The following is a 6,707-nucleotide window of genomic DNA, read 5'->3' as shown; positions in this document are numbered from 1 at the left end:
ACGAATCTGCACCGTGAGGCCCTGGGCCATCAAGCCCCAACTCAAACCCCACCCTCATAGGGTCTGACTGGGCCCCCGCCGCGAGGGGACCCGCGCGCCGCCTCAGCGGCGTGCGGGGTAGCAGCAGGGAAGGCGAGAGCCATGCGGGCTTGCTCGCATGGCCGAGCCGATGGAAGTTGTCGAGCGGCGAAGCCGCGAACACAACCGACTAGCTGATCTTCTTCACGGCGCGACGGGCTGCGAGTTCGTCCATGGGGTCGGATGTCTGCACATCCAGCTCGACGAGACTCGTCTCCACCTCGCGCAGCACCTTGCCGACCGCGATGCCGAACACGCCCTGGCCCCGCCCGACGAGGTCGATGACCTCGTCGTCGGACGTGCACAGGTAGACGCTGGCGCCGTCGCTCATGAGCGTGGTCTGAGCCAGGTCGTTCACGCCCTCCTTACGGAGCTGCTCGACGGCTGTGCGGATCTGCTGCAGAGAGATGCCGGTGTCGAGCAGTCGCTTCACGAGCTTCAGCACCAGGATGTCGCGGAAGCCGTACAGACGCTGCGATCCGCTGCCCGCCGCACCGCGCACCGTGGGCTCGACGAGCCCGGTGCGCGCCCAGTAGTCCAGCTGGCGGTAGCTGATTCCCGCGGCTCTTGCGGCGATGGCGCCGCGGTAGCCCGAGACGTCATCCATCTCCGGCAGGCCATCGGTGAAGAGGAACCCGAGGTCGTAGCGAGCGTCGTCATTCCGACGGACTTCGGTCATGCGCGTTCCCTCTCACCCCAGGTACCCCGCTCACGCGCGGCGTACCTACCACGGTAACCGTGCCCGGTGAGGCGATCAATGACATCCGCGCGAACCGTGCGGCGTGTCGTGGCAGCCCTCGCAGTCATGGCGCCAGGCGCGCGATCGCCGCGCGCACGATGCTCGATCGCACCGTCTCGAGATCGTCGGCGAGCTCCCGCCCGAGCTCTCCCGCCCTGGACCGTGCGCTGGCGTCACGGCGCAGCAGCACGGGCGCGAGCGCGGTCTCGATGAGTCCGACATCGCGCTCGGCCGATGCCCGCAATCCGCGAAGGTGGCGCGGCTCGATCCCGGCGCGGTGCAACTCGACGAGCGCAGAGAGCACCGTCAGCTGGTCGTCGCCGTACACGTCGGTCGGCACGATCAGCGACGCTGCGATCGCCTCCTGCAGGAGAGCTTGCGACGCTCCGGTTTCGTTCAGCAACTCGTCGCGGCTGAATCGCCTGCCGGTGGAGAGCATCGTGGGTCGTGTGGGACCGATGCCGGGAAGGATCGGCGTGCGGCCGGCATCCTGATCGGCGAGATAGGAACGGATGACCTTCAGCGGAAGATAGTGATCGCGCTGCAGCGTGAGAATCGTGCGCAGCCGCTCCACATCGTGCGCGTCGAACTTGCGGTAGCCGGACGCCGTGCGCGCCGGAGTGACAAGCCCCTGTTCCTCGAGGAAACGCAGCTTCGACGGAGCGAGATCGGGGAACTCCGGCGTCAGCTGCGCCAGCACCTGACCGATGCTCAGCAATGCGGGCCGACGGGCGAGGCCGGAACCGCTCGCCTGCGACTCGCGCACCATCAGGCCGACGCCGACGCGTCCAGATCGGGGCGGGCTGCGTAGAAGGTGAGCCGGAACTTGCCGACCTGCACCTCTGCTCCGTCGGTCAGGATGGCGCTCTCGACCCGAACGCCGTCGAAGTATGTGCCGTTCAACGAACCGAGGTCCTTCACCTCGAAAGCGGTGCCGTGACGGATGAACTCGGCGTGCCGGCGAGACACGGTGACGTCGTCGAGGAAGATGTCGGCATCCGGGTGCCTGCCTGCCGTCGTCAGATCCGCATCGAGCAGGAAACGCGCGCCCGCGTTCGGCCCCCGCCGCACGATCAACAGGGCCGACCCGCTGGGCAGGGCGCTGATCGCCTCACGCTCCTCAGGAGTCACACCCGCCGCCTGCGCGTTCATCGCCGCGGCGAAATCCTCACCGAAACCGGCGGTCGTGTCTTCCCCCGAGGAATGCGCTTCGCGGTTCGGGTTGTTCTGCTCAGCCACCGTCGACCTCCTCTTCTTCAAAGCGTATCGGATGCCGCGCCCCCGCCGACAGCCGAGTCATGAACCACACGGCGGGTTTCCCGGATGTAGAGGATGCCCGCCCACCAGTAGAGGAACGCACCCCAGATCGCGATGGCCCAGCCGACCGGCTGCGAGGCCCACGAGATCACAGGGAACGCCTCGCCGAGCATGAGCACAGGCAGGGCGACCAGCAGTGCGAACGTGGCGATCTTGCCGAGGTGATGAACCGGAAGCGGACCGTGGCCATGATTCGCCAACACGATGCCGAGCACCAGCAGCATCACGTCGCGGGCGATGATGGCTGCCACCAGCCACCATGGCAGCAGCTCGCGCCAGGCCAGGCCGATGAGGGCCGCGAAGATGTAGAGCCGGTCGGCGGCGGGGTCCAGCAGCTGACCGAGCCGCGACACCTGGTGCAGACGTCGGGCGAGGAAGCCGTCGAAGAAGTCCGTGACGCTCGCGACGATGAGCACCGGGAGCGCCCAGGCATCCCATCCGGCGATCACGAACCAGAGGAAGATCGGTACGAGCGCGAGCCGGAAGAAGCTCAGCAGATTGGGGACGGTGAGCACCCGAGACGAGACCGCGCCTGATGCCTGTTCCACGCCTCGCAATCTTAGAGGCGATTGAGGGTCGGGCGCGCGAGCAAGCTCGCGCGGCCGACCCGATTGAGTCTCTGAGCGGCAACGCCACGATAGAGGCGATTGAGGGTCGGGTGCGCGAGCTTGCTCGCGCGGCCGGCCCGATTGAGTCTCTGAGCGGCGAAAGCCCGCCTGCCCCTCACTCCAGGCTCCACCGCGCTCATAGAATTCGGTACATGCCCCCAGTGATCGTCTGCCTCTGGATTCTCGCGGCCATCTGCGTGGTGACGTGGGTGCTCTCCCTGCTCACGAAGGAGTACTCGTGGGTGGACCGCATCTGGTCGATCGTTCCGGTCGTCTACGTGTGGGTGTATGCGATCGCGGCGGGCCTCACCGACCCACGGCTGGACGTGATGGCCGCTCTCGTCACGCTCTGGGGTGCCAGGCTCACCTTCAACTTCGCGAGGAAGGGCGGGTACGCGGCAGGGGGCGAGGACTACCGCTGGGCGTTCCTGCGATCGCGGATCGCAGGCTGGAAGTGGTTCCTGTTCAACCTCTTGTTCATCGTGATCTTCCAGAACGTGCTGATCTTCCTGTTCACGCTCCCGGCGTGGACCGCGTATCAGCACCAGACTCCGTTCACGCTGCTGGATGTCGTCGCCGTCGCCGTCTTCGTCGCTTTCCTGTTCGGCGAGACCATCGCCGACCAGCAGCAGTGGGACTTCCACCGCTGGAAGGCTGCGGAAGCCGCCGCCGGCCGCGAACCGCACCCGCGGTTCCTGCGGTCGGGTATGTTCCGCTTCTCGCGTCACCCCAACTTCTTCTTCGAACAGGGCCAGTGGTGGGTCTTCTTCTTCTTCGGTGCGATCGCGGCCGGATCCGTGCTGCAGTGGACGGTGCTCGGCGCCGTGCTCCTCACGGTGCTCTTCATCGGCTCCACCATCTTCACCGAGTCGATCTCGCGCAGCCGCTATGCGGAGTACGCCGAGTATCAGGCCGAGACGTCGCCGATCGTGCCGTGGTTCCCGCACGCGCCGAAGCTCGGAGTGACGCACGCACGCGGTGCTCGTTAGCCTGGAGCCATGTCGTGCATCCGGTTCAACACTCCTGCTCAGCGTGAGGCGATGCGGCGCGCAGCGCCCGCGATGTTGACGTCGGAAGAGGTGGCTGCACTGCATCCCGCGCCGCCGGTCACCGAGAGCAAGATCAGACGGCTGCGCCTTCTGGCCACCAACGCCAACCCGAAGATCAGGGAAAGCGTCGCCAGCAGCTACAACACTCCTGCCGACCTGTTCGAGGCGTTGGCGCGCGATCCGGCAGAGGGTGTGCGCGCGTGCGTTGCGCGGAACGAGGCGACGCCGTGCGATGTGCTGCGCGACCTCGCCGGCGACCGCTCCGAGCTGGTGCGCGGCTGGGTCGCCGCGAACTACTTCGTGCCGGAGGATGTCATGGCGCGGCTGGCGGAGGACGCCAGCCCGACCGTGCGCTCGGTCGTGAAGTGGAAGGCGTCGCTGACGCAAGAGCTGTCCACCGCCTGATCGGCCATCGGGCCAACGACGTCTGTCGAGCGGTGCGGGTTTCGACAGGCTCAACCAGCGGAAAGAGCTCAACCAGCGGGAAGAGCTCGACCAGCGGGCCCGTCGGCACGCTCAACCCGCGGACGCGCCGACAGACTCAACCGCGGACGCGCCGACGGACTCAACCAGCGGACGCGTCGACGGGCTCAACCAGCGATCGCGTCGATGGCGCGCCAGAGCGCAGCGGGCGAGGCGGCACTGGCGCCCAGCGCGCGAATACGGTCGATGAGACCGCGATCCGCCGTGACGACGATCGACTCTGCGGGATCGGGACGCGACTGCACGTGCGCGACGATGGCCGCGTCACCGTCCGCGCCGGCACGCACGATGTCGGGTGCGGACGGATGCGCCGGGTCGGGCATGCGCTTCGCCTCGCCTTCCAGCACCACGACGACGCGCGGCCACCACGTCTGGTGCGGTAGGCCGAGCGCTTCCGCGGGCCACCCTGCTTCTGCGAGCGTGACGAGGTGCTCGACGAGTCGGGACGCGGCGCCCGGTCGATCCCGCCACCAGCCATCCGGACGTGAGCCGACGACGTTCGCCGCGTCGACGAAGACGACGGGATCGCGGAACAGATCCTTGCGCAGCGATGGCCAACGCTCGGCGAACCCTGGGTGGAGCGGAAGCTCGGCAACCTCTGCAACCGGAACCCAGCGCACCTCGATGCTCTCGGCATCCCCGATCACGGGTGCGAACGGCGCGTCGGTTCCCGCGACGACCGTGGAGTACGACCACCAGCCGAGGTCGAGCAGCGACAGGAATTTCGAGCGAACGAGCTGAGCGGGAACACCGGCCTCTTCCACCGCCTCCCTGACAGCACCGTCCCTTGCGCTCTCGCCGCGATGGCGTGCGCCTCCCGGCAGACCCCAGGTACCACCGAAGTGGCTCCACTCCGCCCGGTGCTGGAGCAGAACGCCGTCGTCGCGCCTGGCCAACAGCAGCCCGGCCGCACCGAACGTTCCCCAGAACCTGCGACCGTCCGGACCCTCGACCCACGCGTCGCCGCTACCGTGCGGACGGCGTTGCAGCGGCACCCGGGCATCGTCTCCGGCCTGCGACGTGGACAACTAACCGGCGCTCGGTGCCGAGGCCACGAACGCCTCGGCCTCCGCCTCGGGCAAGACGACCATGCCGCGGGTGCCGTGCGACGACAGCGCCATGGCCTCGAGCCATACCCGGTTGAGCTCGGGCGGGCGAGACCCCGAGAATCGGAACTGCAACGGGATCGCCGGGGATACCCAGAGGCTGACGCGTCCGGATCCTTCTTCGGCCGGAACGGTCCAGTTGATCAGAAAGCTCTCCTGAAGCCGCAACTTGACGATGATCGCGATCTTGAGATGGGCCAGAGTGCGGTCGTCGATCTCGTACTCGGCACCGGAGCCGTAGATGAGATATCCCATCCGCCCATCATCGCAGCATGGATGCGCACGCGCCGGTCGTGCGATGCGCCGACCGGCGACCTCGGCCAGGACTGTCACGACGTCACTGATTGCGCCGTTCGTCGTACTGTTCGGGATGCTTCAACCGGGTAGTCGGGACTGGGCAGACGATTCGCTCCACTCGGCCGGCGCGAACGGCGTGCCCGCGTCAGCCGGCCTTCTTGCGCGTACGTCGGCTGCTCTCGTCGGGATCTGCACCGGACGTGCCACTCTTCTTGGAGCCCCGGTTCTTCTCGACACTGCGTCGTAGGGCCTCCATAAGGTCGAGCACCTCGCCCTTCTCCCCGTCGCCCTGCTCGCCGAACGTGGCCTCGGTGTCGATCGTCTCGCCCTGCTCCAGCTTGGCGTCGATGAGCTTCCTCAGTTGGATCTGGTAGTCGTCCTCGAACTTCTCCGGCGAGAAGTCGCTTTCATAGCTGGCCACGAGCTTGGCCGACATGTCGAGCTCCTTGTCCGTGATGCGCAGGTTCTCGGACAGGCTCGGAAACTCCGGCTTGCGCACCTCGTCGGCCCAGAGCAATCCCTGCAGCACGAGTACTCCGTCGCGCACGCGAAGTGCACCGAGACGTGTCTTCTGCCGCAGTGCGAACTGGACGATCGCGGTTCGGTTCGTTGCTTCAAGCGTCTCGCGCAACAGCACGTACGCCTTCGCAGACTTGGAGTCGGGCTCGAGATAGTAGCTGCGCTCGAACATCAGAGGATCCACTTGATCGTCGGGTACGAACTCGACCACCTCGATCTCGTTGCTGCGCTCCTCCGGCAACGAAGAGAGGTCGTCGTCGGTGAGGATGACCGTCTGATCGCCCGATTCGTACGCCTTCGCGATGTGCTCGTAGGGAATGACCTTGCCGTCGATCTCGCACGTGCGCTTGTAACGGATGCGACCGCCGTCCTGGTCGTGCACCTGGTGCAGCGACACGTCGTGGTCTTCCGTCGCGCTGTAGATCTTGACCGGCACATTCACCAGGCCGAAGGCGATCACCCGCTTTCCGATGGCTCGCATACCGTCTATTGCACAGCCTGAACGACCGGA

At 66.8% G+C, this 6,707-nt stretch carries 9 protein-coding genes; 2 read left to right on the top strand and 7 right to left on the bottom strand.

All coding sequences use genetic code 11. The features are described 5' to 3' along the window. Positions 1–208: 208 nt before the first annotated feature. The 4 genes from ACYVDK_RS15180 to ACYVDK_RS15165 form a co-directional block, all read right to left on the bottom strand. On the bottom strand, positions 209–757 hold the full coding sequence (locus ACYVDK_RS15180) for a MerR family transcriptional regulator (protein WP_460523230.1): 549 nt from the start codon (positions 755–757) through the stop codon (positions 209–211). Positions 758–881: 124 nt separating this feature from the next. Continuing rightward, entirely contained in the window at positions 882–1,586 is a 705-nt protein-coding gene (ftsR, locus tag ACYVDK_RS15175; RefSeq protein ID WP_460523228.1) for a MerR family transcriptional regulator, read from the bottom strand. Continuing rightward, positions 1,586–2,056 carry an FHA domain-containing protein gene (locus ACYVDK_RS15170; RefSeq protein ID WP_460523226.1) on the bottom strand — a complete coding sequence of 157 codons (471 nt, stop codon included), beginning with the start codon at positions 2,054–2,056 and terminating at the stop codon, positions 1,586–1,588. The genes ftsR and ACYVDK_RS15170 overlap by 1 nt, the downstream gene beginning before the upstream one ends. 17 nt (positions 2,057–2,073) lie before the next feature. Then, positions 2,074–2,682, bottom strand: coding sequence for a CDP-alcohol phosphatidyltransferase family protein (locus ACYVDK_RS15165; protein WP_460523224.1), 609 nt, complete (start codon positions 2,680–2,682; stop codon positions 2,074–2,076). Between the two features lie 212 nt (positions 2,683–2,894). On the opposite strand from ACYVDK_RS15165, the gene ACYVDK_RS15160 reads away from it, so the two are divergent. Next, a complete protein-coding gene (locus ACYVDK_RS15160; RefSeq protein ID WP_460523222.1) occupies positions 2,895–3,731 on the top strand; it encodes a DUF1295 domain-containing protein in 837 nt (278 codons plus the stop codon). A gap of 9 nt (positions 3,732–3,740) precedes the next feature. Continuing rightward, positions 3,741–4,196 (top strand): hypothetical protein, encoded by a 456-nt coding sequence (locus ACYVDK_RS15155; protein WP_460523220.1) that lies wholly within the window; start codon positions 3,741–3,743, stop codon positions 4,194–4,196. Positions 4,197–4,381: 185 nt separating this feature from the next. Here the strand turns inward: ACYVDK_RS15155 and ACYVDK_RS15150 are convergent, their stop codons facing one another. The 3 genes from ACYVDK_RS15150 to ku all read right to left on the bottom strand — a co-directional run bounded on the left by ACYVDK_RS15150 (position 4,382) and on the right by ku (position 6,677). Beyond that, positions 4,382–5,269, bottom strand: coding sequence for an NUDIX domain-containing protein (locus tag ACYVDK_RS15150; protein ID WP_460523218.1), 888 nt, complete (start codon positions 5,267–5,269; stop codon positions 4,382–4,384). A gap of 33 nt (positions 5,270–5,302) precedes the next feature. Beyond that, complete coding sequence (locus ACYVDK_RS15145; protein ID WP_460523216.1) at positions 5,303–5,635, bottom strand: DUF7882 family protein; 333 nt, start codon at positions 5,633–5,635, stop codon at positions 5,303–5,305. A 187-nt stretch (positions 5,636–5,822) separates the two neighbouring features. Continuing rightward, the gene (gene ku / locus ACYVDK_RS15140) at positions 5,823–6,677 is read right to left on the bottom strand and encodes a Ku protein (protein ID WP_460523214.1); all 855 of its coding nucleotides are present in this window, start codon (positions 6,675–6,677) and stop codon (positions 5,823–5,825) included. Positions 6,678–6,707 lie beyond the last annotated feature (30 nt).

The sequence above is a fragment of the Humibacter antri genome, from assembly GCF_054777235.1.
This window is presented reverse-complemented; position numbering and strand designations above follow the sequence as displayed.

What these genes read in the sequence shown, in the direction of transcription:
- ACYVDK_RS15180 (WP_460523230.1), bottom strand. Translation starts at nt 757, where the DNA reads ATGACCGAAGTCCGTCGGAATGACGACGCTCGCTACGACCTCGGGTTC.
- ftsR (WP_460523228.1), bottom strand. Translation starts at nt 1,586, where the DNA reads ATGGTGCGCGAGTCGCAGGCGAGCGGTTCCGGCCTCGCCCGTCGGCCC.
- ACYVDK_RS15160 (WP_460523222.1), top strand. Translation starts at nt 2,895, where the DNA reads ATGCCCCCAGTGATCGTCTGCCTCTGGATTCTCGCGGCCATCTGCGTG.
- ACYVDK_RS15155 (WP_460523220.1), top strand. Translation starts at nt 3,741, where the DNA reads ATGTCGTGCATCCGGTTCAACACTCCTGCTCAGCGTGAGGCGATGCGG.
- ACYVDK_RS15145 (WP_460523216.1), bottom strand. Translation starts at nt 5,635, where the DNA reads ATGGGATATCTCATCTACGGCTCCGGTGCCGAGTACGAGATCGACGAC.
- ku (WP_460523214.1), bottom strand. Translation starts at nt 6,677, where the DNA reads ATGCGAGCCATCGGAAAGCGGGTGATCGCCTTCGGCCTGGTGAATGTG.